The sequence below is a fragment of the Prescottella equi genome, assembly GCF_020171745.1.
In the GTDB taxonomy this organism is placed as follows: Bacteria; Actinomycetota; Actinomycetes; order Mycobacteriales; family Mycobacteriaceae; genus Prescottella; species Prescottella equi_A.
In genome coordinates this window covers 144,987-160,207 of the sequence record NZ_JAIVAH010000028.1, presented here as the reverse complement: position 1 = coordinate 160,207, position 15,221 = coordinate 144,987, and the positions used below count along the sequence as shown (strand labels likewise).

Annotated in this window: 16 protein-coding genes; 9 read left to right on the top strand and 7 right to left on the bottom strand. The window is 69.8% G+C overall.

The window, feature by feature from the left end:
• Nucleotides 1-19: 19 nt before the first annotated feature.
• On the bottom strand, nucleotides 20-493 hold the full coding sequence (locus LCL87_RS22975) for a YbaK/EbsC family protein (RefSeq protein ID WP_225023756.1): 474 nt from the start codon (nucleotides 491-493) through the stop codon (nucleotides 20-22).
• 15 nt (nucleotides 494-508) lie between these two features.
• Nucleotides 509-1,609, bottom strand: a complete 1,101-nt coding sequence (locus tag LCL87_RS22970) for a hypothetical protein (RefSeq protein WP_510850846.1) — start codon at nucleotides 1,607-1,609, stop codon at nucleotides 509-511.
• Between the two features lie 72 nt (nucleotides 1,610-1,681).
• On the opposite strand from LCL87_RS22970, the gene LCL87_RS22965 reads away from it, so the two are divergent.
• A complete protein-coding gene (locus tag LCL87_RS22965; RefSeq protein WP_225023755.1) occupies nucleotides 1,682-2,314 on the top strand; it encodes a TetR family transcriptional regulator in 633 nt (210 codons plus the stop codon).
• Here LCL87_RS22965 and LCL87_RS22960 read toward each other — a convergent pair.
• Nucleotides 2,308-2,829 (bottom strand): 2-oxo-4-hydroxy-4-carboxy-5-ureidoimidazoline decarboxylase, encoded by a 522-nt coding sequence (locus tag LCL87_RS22960; RefSeq protein WP_225023754.1) that lies wholly within the window; start codon nucleotides 2,827-2,829, stop codon nucleotides 2,308-2,310. The two genes, LCL87_RS22965 and LCL87_RS22960, sit on opposite strands and share 7 nt — an antisense overlap.
• Nucleotides 2,830-3,050: 221 nt before the next feature.
• Between LCL87_RS22960 and LCL87_RS22955 the strand changes: the two genes are divergently transcribed.
• The 4 genes from LCL87_RS22955 to LCL87_RS22940 are packed head-to-tail and all read left to right on the top strand — an operon-like array spanning nucleotide 3,051 to nucleotide 6,443.
• Nucleotides 3,051-3,404, top strand: coding sequence for a VOC family protein (locus LCL87_RS22955; RefSeq protein WP_225023753.1), 354 nt, complete (start codon nucleotides 3,051-3,053; stop codon nucleotides 3,402-3,404).
• A gap of 19 nt (nucleotides 3,405-3,423) precedes the next feature.
• Nucleotides 3,424-3,861: a carboxymuconolactone decarboxylase family protein gene (locus LCL87_RS22950; RefSeq protein WP_225023752.1), complete on the top strand. Its 438-nt coding sequence runs from the start codon at nucleotides 3,424-3,426 to the stop codon at nucleotides 3,859-3,861.
• A gap of 42 nt (nucleotides 3,862-3,903) precedes the next feature.
• Nucleotides 3,904-4,734 (top strand): crotonase/enoyl-CoA hydratase family protein, encoded by an 831-nt coding sequence (locus LCL87_RS22945; protein ID WP_225023751.1) that lies wholly within the window; start codon nucleotides 3,904-3,906, stop codon nucleotides 4,732-4,734.
• Between the two features lie 32 nt (nucleotides 4,735-4,766).
• Complete coding sequence (locus LCL87_RS22940) at nucleotides 4,767-6,443, top strand: MDR family MFS transporter (protein ID WP_225023750.1); 1,677 nt, start codon at nucleotides 4,767-4,769, stop codon at nucleotides 6,441-6,443.
• A 24-nt stretch (nucleotides 6,444-6,467) separates the two neighbouring features.
• Here LCL87_RS22940 and LCL87_RS22935 read toward each other — a convergent pair whose 3' ends face one another.
• The 3 genes from LCL87_RS22935 to LCL87_RS22925 all read right to left on the bottom strand — a co-directional run bounded on the left by LCL87_RS22935 (nucleotide 6,468) and on the right by LCL87_RS22925 (nucleotide 8,684).
• Nucleotides 6,468-7,346: a hypothetical protein gene (locus LCL87_RS22935; protein WP_225023749.1), complete on the bottom strand. Its 879-nt coding sequence runs from the start codon at nucleotides 7,344-7,346 to the stop codon at nucleotides 6,468-6,470.
• A gap of 49 nt (nucleotides 7,347-7,395) precedes the next feature.
• The gene (gene lexA, locus LCL87_RS22930) at nucleotides 7,396-8,058 is read right to left on the bottom strand and encodes a transcriptional repressor LexA (protein WP_225023748.1); all 663 of its coding nucleotides are present in this window, start codon (nucleotides 8,056-8,058) and stop codon (nucleotides 7,396-7,398) included.
• 134 nt (nucleotides 8,059-8,192) lie between these two features.
• Nucleotides 8,193-8,684: an inorganic diphosphatase gene (locus tag LCL87_RS22925; RefSeq protein WP_005515761.1), complete on the bottom strand. Its 492-nt coding sequence runs from the start codon at nucleotides 8,682-8,684 to the stop codon at nucleotides 8,193-8,195.
• A 179-nt stretch (nucleotides 8,685-8,863) separates the two neighbouring features.
• Here LCL87_RS22925 and dacB point away from each other — a divergent pair, with 179 nt between their 5' ends.
• From dacB to hpt, 4 genes are read left to right on the top strand one after another with little or no spacing between them, the layout of a single operon-like run.
• Nucleotides 8,864-10,273 (top strand): D-alanyl-D-alanine carboxypeptidase/D-alanyl-D-alanine endopeptidase, encoded by a 1,410-nt coding sequence (gene dacB / locus LCL87_RS22920; RefSeq protein ID WP_225023747.1) that lies wholly within the window; start codon nucleotides 8,864-8,866, stop codon nucleotides 10,271-10,273.
• Between the two features lie 33 nt (nucleotides 10,274-10,306).
• Entirely contained in the window at nucleotides 10,307-11,356 is a 1,050-nt protein-coding gene (locus tag LCL87_RS22915) for an Rv3626c family coenzyme F420 biosynthesis-associated protein (RefSeq protein WP_225023746.1), read from the top strand.
• A complete protein-coding gene (gene tilS / locus LCL87_RS22910) occupies nucleotides 11,353-12,336 on the top strand; it encodes a tRNA lysidine(34) synthetase TilS (RefSeq protein ID WP_225023745.1) in 984 nt (327 codons plus the stop codon). The genes LCL87_RS22915 and tilS overlap by 4 nt, the downstream gene beginning before the upstream one ends.
• Before the next feature lie 12 nt (nucleotides 12,337-12,348).
• Nucleotides 12,349-12,903 carry a hypoxanthine phosphoribosyltransferase gene (gene hpt / locus LCL87_RS22905; protein ID WP_225023744.1) on the top strand — a complete coding sequence of 185 codons (555 nt, stop codon included), beginning with the start codon at nucleotides 12,349-12,351 and terminating at the stop codon, nucleotides 12,901-12,903.
• Here hpt and LCL87_RS22900 read toward each other — a convergent pair.
• Complete coding sequence (locus LCL87_RS22900; protein ID WP_225023743.1) at nucleotides 12,864-15,206, bottom strand: serine/threonine-protein kinase; 2,343 nt, start codon at nucleotides 15,204-15,206, stop codon at nucleotides 12,864-12,866. The genes hpt and LCL87_RS22900 overlap by 40 nt on opposite strands.
• Between the last annotated feature and the right edge of the window lie 15 nt (nucleotides 15,207-15,221).

Here is a 15,221-nt window from a genome sequence, read left to right as displayed (position 1 = left end):
TCGCGCGGCCTCGGACCGATCAGTCCATATCGACGGCCAGACCTGCCGTCACCCGCAGGAGTTCGGGGAAGGTGCTGCGGAAGACCGTGTCGGGGTGCCCGGCGGCCGCCCACAACTCGGCATGCGCGGCGAGCGCGGTGTCGAGGTACGTCGGCAGATTCGTGGGATGTCCGAGTGGAGCCACTCCGCCGATCGGCTGGCCCGTCACCTCCCGCGTGACGTCGAGCGAGGCGCGCGTGAGGATGCCCTGGAGGCGGGCGCCGGTAGCGACCGCGTTCACCTCGTGGGCGCCCGAGACCAGCAGCAACACCGGTTCGTCGTCGAGCAGGAAGATCAGCGACTTCACGATCGCGCCCGGATCGGCGCCCAGCGCCTCGGCCGCCTCCGTGGCGCTGCGCGTCGGTGCCGGCTGCGTGACGATGACGCCGTGGTGCCCGCGCGCGATCAAGGTATCGGCGACGTGCGCCGCATTGGGATGCAGCAGCCTGGGCATGGATTCAGAGTAGGACTACTTCGCGGCGGGGGCAGCCGTATCGGCGCTCGAACTGCCGATCTTCCGTGCCCGGCGCGCGGTGAATCCGATCAGCAGGACGGCACCGACCGCCGTGTACAGCGCCAGCGCCGCCGCCGGCTGCCCCAGCCCGACATTGTCGAAGTACACGATGCTGCGCACACCCTCGGTTCCGGCTCCGGGAGTGATCCACTTGCCGATGGCCGCGTAGAAGCTCGGGATGACGTTGGCACCGAACGCGCCACCCGCACTCGGATTGCCGAGCACCACGAACACCGCGATCGCGAGCGGCACCGCGAGGATGCCGACCGCCGCGCGCAGCCCGAGGGTGAACAGTCCGGTCGCGAACACCACCCCCGTGCCCAGGATCCACAGCGGGAACCAATGTCCGGCAAACGTTCCCAGGCCGTGCGTCGTGATGAGCGCGCCGAGCGCGCCCGACACGACGGAGTAACCGAACATCACCGCGACCTGCGCCCACGCCTGCCGCAGCGTCGCCGGCGCCCCGATGATCAGTCCGATCGCCGCCGCCAGCAGGTAGCCGCCGACGACCCAGCCGATCGACAGGTAGAAACCTGACAGTCCGCGGTTGTCGTGCGCGCCGACCGGGATCTCGTCGCGCACCACGATCTGCCGATGCTGGCTGTCGGCGACCTTCTCGAAGATCGACTCGAGCGCCGACGCGATCGAACTGCCGCCCGCGCTCGCGGTGATCAGAGTGTCCGTGCCGTTCGGTTCGATCACGTACGCGCCCTGGATCTCCCGATCGCGGAGCAGGCGCCGCACCTCGGCCGTGTCGGTGGCGACGCGGGCGTCGACGGGATGCCCATCGAGCGCGTTGAGCTTGTCCACCGACTGCTGGGGGATGCCCGCGGGCAGTCCCGGTCCGGCCACGACGGCAACGGAGATGTCCCGCGGCGTCGGCTGATGGAACGCCGCGACGTAGCTGAGGATGAACCCGAGTTGCAGCGCGAGCACGCCGACGACCAGCGCAGCCATCACCTTGCGGGAGCCGAAGCGCTCGAGCGGGCCGGCGTGCGCTTGGGGGACGGAGGGGGCGATGGCGGGGTTCGGGGCGTCGGTGGTCGGTGCGGTCACGGGTGTCCTCGGTGTCTGGAGTGGTTCCGCGCGGTCTTGTCGATACCGTGGGTATTGAATACCCTAGGTATCGTGACTGGTGGTCGTCAAGACGAGTTCTCCGCGACGGCGCGGCCTGGGCGGGACGTGGTGCGGGCCCGGATCCTCGAGGCCGCGGCCGACGAGTTCGCCGAACAGGGCTTCGCCGGCGCCAAGCTCGCCGAGATCGCCCGCCGCGCCGGGTTCACCAAGGGCGCCGTCTACTCGAACTTCGAGTCGAAACAAGATCTGTTCGCGGAACTGTTCGCGCAGCGCTCCCTCGAGCTCGCGGGCCGCGTCCTCGCCGAGATCTCCGGCCTCGACCTGGCCCACGCGGTGGGCCGCGGCGGCGCCGAGATCGCGTCGGCGCTCACCGCCGATCCGGGATGGTCGCTGCTCGTGCTGGAGTTCGGGGTCCAGGCCGGACGCGACCCGATCGTGAAACAGGCCTACCTGCGCGAACGTCGCTATCTGCGTGGCAAACTCGTCGAACTGATCGGTGACCGTGCGCGCGAGTGGGGCGTCGATCTCGACGTCCGCACAACCGCGATCTCGTTGATGGCGCTCATCTCGGGGCTGGTCCTCGAGCATTCCGTCGATCCCGAGGAAGTGGACGAACACGCGATGGGTGAAGTGGTGACCACCCTGTTCGCCGGGGCCGTCGCACGGGCCACCCGGTCTCAGTAGTCCGGAAACCCGCCCTCCGGGCCCAGCATCCGCTCGAGCCGGGTACGCGTGATCTGCGCGAGTTCCGTTGTCCGGACCTTTCGTTCGGTGTCGAGGTCGTTGGTCATCCGGGCCCTCAGGTCCGCCAGCAGTGCCCGCCCGTCGCGGCCGTCCGAGAACCACACGTACCGGAAGCCGAATCGCTCCTCGTATGCCGCGGCGGCGTCGTCGAGGGTGCGCATCACGGCGGCGTCCTCGACCCACACCGCGCACTGCTCACGGAACGAGGACGCGCTGCGCGCCCGCGATCCGATGCGGGGATGCCCCTGCAGCGCCTGCTCGATCTCGGATTCGGGCAACGCGTGCAACTCGGCGTCCGCGACATCGAGGAGTTCGGTGTGCGACGCGTACTCGCGGCCGTCGGCGATGCGCGCGGACCACGGCAGGCAGCAGCAGCACTCGAACAGCGCGTGCACCGCCCGCCGGCGGGGGAGATCGTTGAACCGGTCGAGGCCGATTCCCTGGTGCATGAGCATGCGCGCAACCTCTCTCGACGTCGCTGCCTCGTGCGGGCAGTTCGATCATGCGCGCGTTGCGGCGCGGTGTGGGCTCGGAGATGACGATTTTTCACACATTTAACGAGTCGAGGGAGATCGGAGAGGCCTCCGCCGACAATCGGAAACGCGAGTCGGGAGCACCGACCTCTCGGAACTGGGAACATCGAAGGCGCCCGTCAATGGCGAGACAGGAGGACGCCATGCGCGTCACACGCATCACGGCCAATCTCCCTGTCCCCGAAATCGATGCGGCCAAACGGTTCTACACGGACTACCTCGGGTTGAGTACCGAGGAGTTCGACATGGGCTGGGTCGCGCGCTACACGTCGCCCCAGACCGGGGTGAGCGTCCAACTCGTCACGAAAGACGCTTCCGCTCCCGAGGATTCGGTCATGTCGGTGCATACCGACGACGTCGACGCCGCGTACGCGGAGGCCCGGGCGGCCGGGTACGAGATCGTCTACCCGTTGACCACCGAACCGTGGGGAGTGCGCAGATTCTTCGTCCGGGCGCCGGACGGCAACGTTCTCAACATCGTGCGGCATCGCGAATGAGCCGCTGGGAGGAGTGCACATGGGTTCCGTGAATCTCGGCAAGCAGCATCCGGACGCGTACAAGCAGTTGATCGCCCTGAACGGAGAGGCCGACGCCGCCGTCGAGGCGTCGGGTCTCGGCCCGCTGGTGGGCGACCTGGTCAAGATCAGGATCTCGCAGCTCAACGGCTGCGCCTTCTGTCTCCGGATGCACACCCGCGACGCCCTCGCGAAGGGCGAGACGAGCGACCGGGTTGCCGTCGTCGCGGCCTGGTGGGAGTCGCAGTACTTCACGCCGCAGGAGCGGGCGGCGCTCGCCCTGGCCGAGCAGGTGACCCGGCTGGCGGTCCCGGACCCGCGGACCTGGGACGACGGATCGCTGACCGATCAGCAGGTGTCGGCGGTGAGTTGGCTCGCGATCGTGATGAACGCGTGGAACCGCGTCGCGATCACCAGCCACTATCCCGTCGCGCCCTGACCAGGTCTTCTCTTGCCGCAGACGCAAGGTTACTGTCGAGTAATGACGGAACAGCAGAGCTGGAAAGCGTTCACAGTCGAGCGCAAGGACCACGTCGCGCAGGTGACGCTGATCGGCCCCGGCAAGGGCAACGCGATGGGGCCGGACTTCTGGGAGGAACTGCCCGGAATCTTCGCCGAACTCGACGCCGACCCCGAGGTGCGGGCCGTCGTGCTCGCCGGATCCGGCAAGCACTTCTCGTTCGGCCTGGACCTGCCCGCGATGAGCGGCGGCTTCGGCGCCGTGCTCGCCGACAAGGCCCAGGCCGGGCCGCGCACCGACTTCCACAACCTCATCAAGCGCATGCAGTCCGGGATCAATGCGGTCGCGGACTGCCGCAAGCCCGTCGTCGCGGCGATCCAGGGCTGGTGCATCGGCGGCGGCGTCGACCTGATCTCGGCCGCCGACATCCGTTACGCGAGCGCCGACGCGAAGTTCAGCATCCGCGAGGTCAAGGTTGCTATCGTCGCCGACATGGGCAGCTTCGCCCGCCTGCCGGCGATCATCGGCGACGGGCATCTGCGTGAACTCGCGCTGACCGGCAAGGACACCGACGCCGCCCGCGCGGAGAAGATCGGACTGGTCAATGACGTGTTCGAGGACGCCGACGCGGTGCTCGCCGCGGCGCACGCGACCGCCGCCGAGATCGCGGCCAACCCGCCGCTCGTGGTGCAGGGCGTCAAGGACGTGCTCGACCACAGCCGATCCGCGGCGGTGAACGACAGCCTGCGTTACGTGGCCGCGTGGAATGCGGCCTTCCTGCCGTCGGAGGACCTCACCGAGGCCATCACGGCGGTGTTCCAGAAGCGTCCGCCCGAGTTCCAGGGACGCTGACCACGATGTGACGAGCGACGGCGGGGCCGGACATGACCGAGGAACCTCGAGACACCGATCCCGCCGTCGCGTCCGGGCCGCAGGCCACCTTCAGCCACCGCCAGATCCTGGCGATCCTCAGCGGCCTCATGCTCGGCATGTTCCTGGCCGCGCTCGATCAGACGATCGTCGCGACCGCGATGCGCACCATCGCCGACGACCTCGACGGCTACGCACTCCAGGCATGGGTGACCACCGCGTACCTGATCACCGCGACCCTCGTCACCCCGCTGTACGGGAAACTCTCCGACATCTACGGCCGCAAACAGTTCTTCATGGCGGCGATCGTCCTGTTCGTGCTCGGTTCGGTGCTGTGCACCTTCGCGCAGTCGATGTACATGCTGGCCGTGTTCCGGGCGATCCAGGGCCTGGGTGCCGGCGGCCTGTTCTCCCTCGCGCTCGCGATCGTCGGCGACATCGTCTCGCCCCGCGAGAGGGCCCGCTACCAGGGCTACTTCCTGGCGGTGTTCGGCACGTCGAGCGTCCTCGGCCCGGTGATCGGCGGCCTGCTGTCCGGGCAGCCGTCGATCCTGGGGATCGCCGGCTGGCGGTGGGTGTTCCTGGTCAACGTCCCGATCGGACTGGTCGCGCTGGCCGTCGTGTGGCGGGTGCTGCACCTGCCACCGGTGCACCGGCCGATGCGGATCGACTGGTGGGGTGCGCTGATCCTCGCGGTCGGGCTGGTGCCGATCCTCGTGGTCGCCGAGCAGGGCCGGACCTGGGGATGGACCAGCCCGAAATCGTTGACCTGCTACGCGATCGGCGTCGTGGGTGTGCTCGGGTTCGTCGTCGTCGAATACTTCATGAAGGACGCGGCATTGTTCCCGCTGCACTTCTTCCGCGGCCAGACGTTCGCGCTGGGCGTGCTCATCAGCTTCCTGGTGGGTGCGGTGATGTTCGGTGCCATCACCGTCATCCCGCAGTACCTCCAGGTGGTGCAGGGCTCGAGTCCGACACTCGCGGGCTTCCAGATGCTGCCGGCGGTGCTCGGCATCGCGATCGGCTCGGTCGTCTCCGGCCAATTGATCGCCAAGACCGGCCGCTACCGGATCTTCACGATCGTCGGCGCCATTCTCATCGCGGTGGCCGCGCTGCTGCTGCACTCGGTCACGGCGCACACCAGCCTGTACGTCTTCATGGTCTTCATCTTCGTGCTCGGGCTGGGCCTGGGAAACCTGCTGCAACCGTTGACGCTGGCGATCCAGAACGCGTTGCCGCCCAAGGACATGGGTGTTTCCACCGCGTCCGCCACGTTCTTCCGGCAGATCGGCGGAACCCTCGGCGTCGCGCTGTTCCTGTCCATCCTGTTCGCGCAGCTGACGCCGTCGATCACTTCCCAACTGCAGGACGCCGCCAAGTCGCCCGAGTTCCAGCAGGCCGTCGCGGCCGGTGCGAGCAGCCCGAACCCGGTGGAGGCCGAGATCGCGCGCGGCCTGATGAGCGGGGACCCCAGCGCTGCGAGCGCCGCGATGAACGACACGTCCTTCATCGAGCAGTTGAATCCCACCCTCGCGGCACCGTTCAAGGACGGATTCGCGATCGCCTTCGAGGCCGTCTACCCGCCGATCGTGATCCTCGCCGTCGTGTCGCTGGTGCTGATCCTCATCTGGCGGGAAGTGCCGCTGCGGCAGAAATCGGGCGTCGATGCCGACGGATCCGACGACACCTGAGGGCGTTCCACGTCAGGGGACAGTTCACGGGCGCCGACGCTCCGGTGGGAGCACCCGCCTGGCAGCTTCGACGAGAAACGACCTCGGCGCCTGCCAGACGTCGCGGTCGTCGAACGACCATGCGTAGGTGAGGGCCCCGTCGCGGATGCAGTCGAGCAGTCCCGGCGCCGCGAGGTCGTGCGCGGACCACTCGTAGAGCTGCTGGAGCCTCGGGACGATCACTCCGTAATCGAGAATTCGCCCGAATCCGTGCTCGGCAGCGAGGTAGGACCGTGCGCGCTCACGAAGCGGGTACTCGTCCGGGAGCACCCGGGAGAGCTGCATGAAGATCCCGGTCATCCCCAGCCTCGGATCACCGAGCAACGGGGCGAGCGGGCTCGACCAGCCGAGCGCGATCCGGGGCGCGGCGACGAGGGCATGGGCGTACAGCACACGACAGAGCACGACGTTCATGAAGAAGCGCTCGGCCTCGTTCTCCGCCTCGGCCAGAGCGCGATGCCCGAGGTAGGCAGCGACCACGCTTCCGTTGTGCGCCCGGTACCAGGTCCGGGCGGTCGGGTAGTCGGCGAACGACATCCAGAAGTCGACGGTCCGCGAGGACGTCGGCCCGGTGAGGTCTCCGCTCAGGGCCACGGCCTCGCATCCGTCCCGCAGGATGCGTTCGTTCACCGCGCGCCACCACGGACTGCCCGGACGGTCGCTCGACGGTGACTGCAACAGACCGCGCCGGAGTTGCCACTGCATGAACGACATCGCCGCCCGGCGGAACGGCAGATGCCGGGGTGCCTCGCCGTACGGGCCGTAGTAGCAGCGTTGCATCAGCGCGAGCCGACCCGCCGGATCGTCCCGGACCGAGGCGGTCTGCCGCTCGGCCCAGGCGGCGGCCGGGCCCCCGGAACTCACCTCCACAGGATCCCACCGACGCCGGGTCCCGCGGCGAGAACTGTCGGCGTCAGATCCGCCGCATCACCGAGACCACCTTGCCGAGGATGACGGCCCGGTCGCCGTCGATGACGTCGTACGCGGGATTGCGGGGCTCGAGGTAGACGTGCCCGTTGCGGCGGCGCAGCACCTTCACGGTGGCCTCGTCGTCGATCATCGCGGCCACGATCTCGCCCGAGTGGGCCTCGTCCTGGCGGCGCACCACCACGGTGTCGCCGTCGCAGATCGCGGCGTCGACCATCGACTCGCCGCGCACCCGCAGCGCGAACACGGTGCCCGAGCCGACCAGCTCACGCGGCAGCGACAGCATCTCGTCGGCATGCTCCTCCGCGAGGATCGGGGCGCCGGCGGCGATGTCGCCGACGACCGGCACCGTCACGGTGTTCTCCGCGGACCGCCCCGGCGCCGAACCGGCCAGGAACGGGCGCACGTCCAGCTGCCGGGTCATCGACCCGCCGCGGCGCAGGAAGCCCTTGTCCTCCAATGCCTTCAGATGCTTCGACACCGACGACGTGGATCGCAGGCCCACGGCGTCCGCGATCTCACGGGTGCTAGGCGGGCAACCGTGCCCGTCCACCCAGTCCCGGATCGTCAGCAGGATCCGCTGCTGGCGGGGCGGCAGGGTGGAGGCGTCGAGGCCACCGAACATGTCGAGATCGTCGTAACCGGTCACCCGGCGAATCGTAGTGGGACCCGGTTCGCGTCCCGGAAACAGTGAAGGGGTGGGACCAGTGGTCCCACCCCTTCACCGGAAGAGTGTCAGCGACGCGGTCGCCTTCGTCGTCAGCGACCTCGGTCGCCTTCGGCTCAGTGTCCGCCGTTCGCCTTCAGGCGCTCGACGGCCTCCGTGATGACCTTCTCGGCCTCGGCGCGACCGACCCAGTCGGCGCCCGTGACGTGCTTGTTGGGCTCGAGGTCCTTGTAGTGCACGAAGAAGTGCTTGATGGCGTCCAGCTCGAACTGGGCGACGTCCGCCAGATCCTGGATGTGATCCCAGCGCGGGTCGCCCGCGGGAACGCACAGCACCTTGTCGTCGCCACCGGCCTCGTCGACCATCTTGAACATGCCGACCGGGCGGGCCTCGACGATGACGCCGGGGAAGACCGACTCGGGCAGCAGCACCATCGCGTCCAGCGGATCGCCGTCCTCGCCGAGGGTGTTCTCGATGTAGCCGTAGTCGGCCGGGTAGCCGAAGGAGGTGTAGAGGTAGCGGTCCAGCTTCACGCGGCCGGTCTCGTGATCGACCTCGTACTTGTTGCGCTGGCCCTTGGGGATTTCGATGGTGACGTCGAACTCCACGTCATGTCCTCACTGTCTGGGTCTACTGGCTGTCTGCCTAGCCCGCCTGGATCGACGGTTCGGGAAAAGGGTAGCCGGTCGGCGATACTGTGTGATGCGGGTGCCGCAAGCTGGTGGGACCTTGCTCGAGGCGGTCTGGGTGGTCCGCGGAATCAGCGGCGAGAGATTTCGGAGGGACGTTGGCGGGCGACGGGAAGAAGAAGATCGGCGCACTTGCCGGACGCCGCCGTCGAAATGTCCGGATCCTGTTGTCGCTCGCGGCCGTGCTGATCGTCGCTGTCGCAGCGTTTGCGATCGTCCTCGTCCAGAAGGACACCTCCACCGCGTCGGGCAGCACCGCCACCACGTCGGCCGAGCCGTCGCCCGTCACCGCGACCCCGCAGGTGGCGCCGGTTCCGGACGACGCCCCGATGCCCACGCCCGCGGCGCTCGGTGCGGTCCTCGCGCCGCTGATCGCGAACCCCGCGCTCGGCACGTTCACCGGCGTCGTCGCCGACGCCCGGACCGGCACCACGCTGTGGAGCCAGAACCCCGACACCCCGATGACACCCGCCTCCACGGCGAAGATCCTCACCGCGGCCGCCGCGATGCTCTCCCTCTCGCCGGATCACCGCGTCGAGACGCGCGTCGTGCAGGGCTCGCGACCGGGCGAACTCGTCCTGGTCGGCGGCGGGGACCCGACGCTCACCGCGCAGCCGATCGGGCAGCCGAGCTACTACCCGGGCGCGCCGCGCATCGCGGACCTCGTCGAACAGATCCGCCGTGCCGGTGCCGAGGTCGACAGCATCGTCGTCGACACCAGCGCGTACGCGGGCCCGACGATGGCGCAGGGCTGGATGCCCGACGACGTCGCCGCCGGCTACATCGCCCCCACCGAGTCGCTCATGATCGACGGAGCGCGGATCGACCCGTTCGCCGACGAGTCGCCGCGCAGCCCCACCCCCGCCCTCGACGCCGGACGCGTCCTCGCGCAGGCCCTCGGTATCGACCCGGCCCGGGTCACCGCGGGCAAGGCCGAGTCGGGTGCCGCGCCCGTCGCGAGCGTGCTGTCCGCGCCGCTGCGCGACCGGCTCGCCGTGATGATGCGCCGGTCCGACAACGTGCTCGCGGAGGCGATCGCCCGCGAGGTGGCCGCCGCGAAGAACGCCGAAGCCTCGTTCGCCGGGGCGACGGCGTCGATCACGAAGGTGCTGTACGAGGCCGGATTCAAGACCGACGGGCTCACCCTGCACGACGGCAGCGGCCTGTCCGTCGACGATCGGGTCCCCGCCCGGCTCCAGGCCGACATCCTCACCGCGGCGGCCGGCGAGACGAAGCCGCAGCTGCGCCCGATGCTCGACGACCTGCCCGTCGCGGGCGCCACCGGCACGCTGTCCGACCGGTACGCGTCGGGCGACCGCACCGGCGCCGGCTGGGTGCGCGCCAAGACGGGAACGCTCTCGGTCGCCAGCGCGTTGACCGGATACGTCGTCGACGTGGACGGCCGGGTGCTGACGTTCGCGCTGATGTCCAACGATCGTCCGCCGGAGGTGAGCCGTCCCGCACTCGATGCGGTAGCCGGCGCGCTGCGGCTGTGTGGCTGCAGGTGAGGTAGCGGGTAGCAACCGGAAGTGGGTCGAGACGTGACGGAGCCGGAACACGGATTCGCGAACGCGGTGGACTGGAGTGTCGCCGCGCGCGCCGGCGCCCGGCTGGCCCCGGCCGGACCGGCCACGTCCCGCTACACCGCGGAGAACGTCGTCGCCGAACTCGCGCAGGCGTCGATCCGCGCGGAGGGACCCGTCCGGGACGTCACTCGACTGGCCGACGGGTTGCCGATCCCCGCGGCCCAGGTGCTGGACCGGGCCGGCTGGATCCGCGCCGCCGCGCAGTCGATGGCACAGCTCACCGGCTCCGACGTCGAGGCCGGGCAGAAGACGCTGCTGGCCGGCAAGCCCGGCGGGCTGCAGGCCGGCGCGATGCTGGCGTACCTGTCGTCGGCGATCCTCGGCCAGTACGACCCGTTCACCGGCGAGCACGGCGCGCTGCTCCTCGTCGCCCCCAACGTGCTGCAGGTCGAGCGGACGCTGAAGGTCCCGCCGAGCGACTTCCGGCTGTGGGTGTGCCTGCACGAGGTCACGCACCGGGTTCAGTTCTCGTCGGCGCCGTGGATGGGCGACTACATGCGACGGTCCGTCGCGACCCTCGGGGAGGCCGCCGACGAACCGATGACCGAGATGGTGACTCGACTCTCGGGTGCGCTGCGCGAACGGCGCCGGGACGACCTGCCTGCCGACCAGCGTGGCATCGTCGGACTGCTGCGCGCGACGCAGGCCGAACCGCAGCGGCAGGCCCTGGACCGGATGCTGATGCTCGGCACCGTGCTCGAGGGCCACGCCGACCACGTGATGGATGCCGTCGGCCCCGACGTGGTGCCGTCCGTGGTCCGCATCCGCAAGGCGTTCGACGCCCGTCGCCACCGGAAGAGCAACCCCGTCCAGCGCGTCGTCCGCGCGCTGCTCGGGATGGACGCCAAGATGGCTCAATACGTGCGCGGCAAGGTGTTCGTCGACGCCGTCGTCGCGAAGGTCGGGATGGAGCAGTTCAACGCGATCTGGTCCGGCCCCGACGCGCTGCCCGTCACCACCGAGATCGAGGATCCGGACGCGTGGATCGCGCGGGTCCTGGGGTGAGCGCACCGTCCCCGCTGCTCCCGGAGGCGCCCGCGATCCTCGAGGTCCGGCACGCGGTGCGTGCCTGGCTGGCCCGGCATCACCCGGCCGGTGGCGTCGTCGTGGCGCTCTCCGGTGGTGCCGACTCCCTCGCGCTCACCGCGGCCGCGGTCGCCGAGGCGCCGTCGGTGCGGGCCGTCGTCGTCGACCATCGCCTGCAGGACGGGTCTGCCGAGGTCGCCGCCGTCGCGGCCGCCCGCGCCCTCGACCTCGGATGCGCCGGCGCCGACGTCGTGGCCGTCGACGTCACCGGACCAGGGGGGCTCGAGGCGGCCGCCCGCGCCGCCCGGTACGCGGCGCTCGACGCCGCCCGCGCCGGGCACCCGGTGCTGCTCGGTCACACCCTCGACGACCAGGCCGAGACCGTGCTGCTGGGTCTGGCGCGCGGATCCGGTGGCCGGTCGATCCGCGGGATGGCCGGCCGCGACGCGCCGTGGGGACGCCCGCTGCTGGGTGTGCGGCGGGACGTGACCCGCCGGGCGTGCACCGAACTGGGCCTCGCCCCGCACGAGGACCCGCACAATTCGAACCCCGCCTTCACCCGCGTCCGGCTGCGCACCGAAGTGCTGCCGCTGCTCGAGGACACCCTCGGTGGCGGCGTCGCGGCGGCGCTCGCCCGGACCGCCGAGCATCTCCGTGAGGACGGCGAGGTGCTCGATTCCCTCGCGGAACGGACCGTCGCGTCCGCACGTGACGGAGACGACCTCCTGATCGAGTACCTGACCGACGTCCCCGTCGCGGTGCGGCGGCGCGCCCTGCGGCTGTGGCTCCTCGACCTGGGGGCGAAGGCGTTGACCGACAGGCAGTTACGCGCCGTCGACGACCTCGTCGGCCGCTGGCGGGGGCAGGGCGGCGTCGCGCTCGGCGGCGGAAGAGTGGGAGTCAGGTTGGTTGCATCCCGGCGGCGTGGCAGGCTGTCGGCGGGGTTCGTGAACGACTGAAGGGAATGCTCCGTGTACGAGGGCGACATCGCATCGGTACTGATCTCCGAGGAGCAGATCAAGGAGCGCACGGCCGAACTGGCCGAGGCTGTCGCGGCGCGCTACGCCGACGAAACGATGCAGGACGACCTGCTGCTCGTGGGTGTCCTCAAGGGCGCGATCTTCTTCATGACCGACTTCGCGCGGGCCCTGCCGATCCCCACCCAGATGGAGTTCATGGCCGTCAGCTCGTACGGTTCGTCGACGTCGTCGTCCGGTGTGGTGCGGATCCTCAAGGACCTCGACAAGGACATCGCCGGCCGCCACGTGCTGATCGTCGAGGACATCATCGACTCGGGCCTGACCCTGTCGTGGCTGATGCGCAACCTCAAGACCCGTAACCCGGCTTCGCTCGAGGTCGTCACGCTGCTGCGTAAGCCGGAGGCGTGCAAGGTCGACGTCGACGTCGCGCACGTGGGCTTCGACATCCCGAACGAGTTCGTGGTCGGCTACGGCCTCGACTACGCCGAGCGCTACCGCGACCTGCCCTACATCGGCACCCTCGACCCCAAGGTGTACGGCGGATAGGTCCCCTGGGACACCACGCGTTCGAGTGCCCGCAGGTCCTCCTCGAGCAGGCGGAACAGCCAGTACGCGAAGACGAACGCGATGACGCCGCCGACGCACAGCACCCGGACGGCGTAGACCACGACGGAGATCTCGTCGGGCGACAGGAACGTCACCCCGGCGACCCCGACCAGCGGCACCGACGCGGCCACCGCCAGATACATGGTGCTGCGCCGGTCCAGCCCGCGCAGACGCCGCTCGTCGCTGCTGCTGGTGATGCCGTGCGGCAGCAGTGACGGGTACAGGCAGCGCACCGCGTAGAACGTGACCAGGAAGAACGGGTACGCGAGGGCGATCGCGCCGCACACGATCTGGGAACCCAGGAAGTGCACGTACGCGCCCTGCGGAATGCTCCCGGACGCGATCTGCAGCGACACCGGGAACACGATGCCCGCGACCAGCCACAGCGCGAACACCACCGCGACGATCCGGTCGCCCATCAGCAGGGTGTCGGCGCGGGCCCGGGCGAGCGTCGCGGCGTCGTAGGTCCGGCCCTTGCGCAGACCCCGCGGCACGGTGATGACGTAGCGGCAGAAGTACACGATCAGCAGGAACCCCAGCGGGAACAGCACACTGTTGATCACCTGCGAGACCTCGACGAACCGCTGCTGCGCCTCCGGGGACAGTTCGCTGATGATCAGCGTCTGGTTGTGGTGGTAGTTGTACATCGCCGCCAGCGCGTTCGGCACCCCCACACCCAGCGCGACGATCGGGATCATCCACGGGCGCAGCCGGTAGCGCCAGCTGCTCGGTGGCGGGTCGACGAGGTCCCGTGCCCGTGCGTCGAGGCACAGGTCGAACTGCTGCGCGAGCTCCGCTCCGGTGGCCCACCGGTCGCCCGGGTCCGGCGCCAGGCACGTGAGCAGGACTCGGCGCAGCGCGGCCGGACAGTCGTCGGGCAGATCATTCCGGAACTGCGGGTCGATCTCGCGGCGGCGCAGTGCGAGCATCCGCTCCAGGGACGTCGCCGACTCGCCGGCGGTGCTCTCGTCCTCGAACGGCCGACGGCCGGTGAGCAGTTCCCACAGCATCACCCCGAGCGCGTAGATGTCGCTGCGCGCGTCCAGGTCGGCGGCCGACCCCGACATCTCCGGGTGACAAGCCTCGAGCTGTTCGGGGGACATGTAGGCCAGCGACCCACCGAAGTACGCGACCGGGCTGGTGCCCGCGACGCGATCGCTGAAGCTGATGTTGAAGTCCGCGAGCTTCGGCACGCCCTCCGACGTCAACAGCACGTTCGCGGGTTTGATGTCGCGGTGCAGCACGCCGTGCTCGTAGGCGTAGTCGAGGGCGTCGGCCAGACGTCGGCCCAGCCACGCCACCGTCTCGGGCCACGTCAGCGCCGCGATCTCGTCGCGGACGCTCGAGTCGGACGGCCGGATCTCGCCCTTGCGTTCGAGGACCGCGTCGATCGAATCGAGCAGCAGCCGTCCCGTCCGCGGGTGCTCGGGATCGGCCGGATACTCGCGCACCCGCCGCAGCACGTCCAGCAGGGTGCCGCCCGGGACGTACTGCATGTACAGCAGCTTCAGTTCGCGGTCGGCGAGCAGGCGCTGGTCGAACACCCGCACGATGTAGTCGTGGTCGAGCTGCGCCAACGTCTGCGGCTCGGTGCCGTGATCGTGTGAGATCTTCACAGCGACCAGCCGCTGCATCGACCGCTGCCGGGCCAGGAAGACCCGGGCGAACGAGCCGCGGCCCAGTCCGGTGAGCAGGTCGAAGTCGTCGATGTGGTCGCCGACGTCCACCTGGTCGAGCGCGTGCTGCGCGCCAGGCTGGGCGACGAGGGTGCTGCGGTAGTCGCCGGGACCGTCGAGCAGGTCCGTCAACCGGTCCGCGTGCTCGGGGAACTCCCGGGCGTACTCCGCGACGTCGACGGTGTGCCCGCCACGGCGCCGCAGATGGAAGTCCTCGTAGATCAGGTCCGCCGGCAGGGGCCTCGACTGCAGTTCGGGGAACTGCGTGCAGTACGACGCGAGCGATCGTGGCTCGCCCGCGTGCAGCAGACGGTACTCGAGATCCACCTTGATCAGCTCGACGAGCACGGCGCGACGCAGGGCGTCGCCGACCGGGAGACCACCGGGCAGGAACGACTCCAGGTCGGGGGGCGTCCCGTCCCCGGGCGATTCCCACGCGGACGCGAAGCGGGCCACGACGTCGGCCAGGAACGACACGGTCTGCGTCCCCGGTTCGGCCGGAGACGCGCTCGTGACCGTCGCCGCGGCTCTCGTGGCACCGGCGGTCGATTCGACTGAACCGTCCATCACTCGTCACCGTCC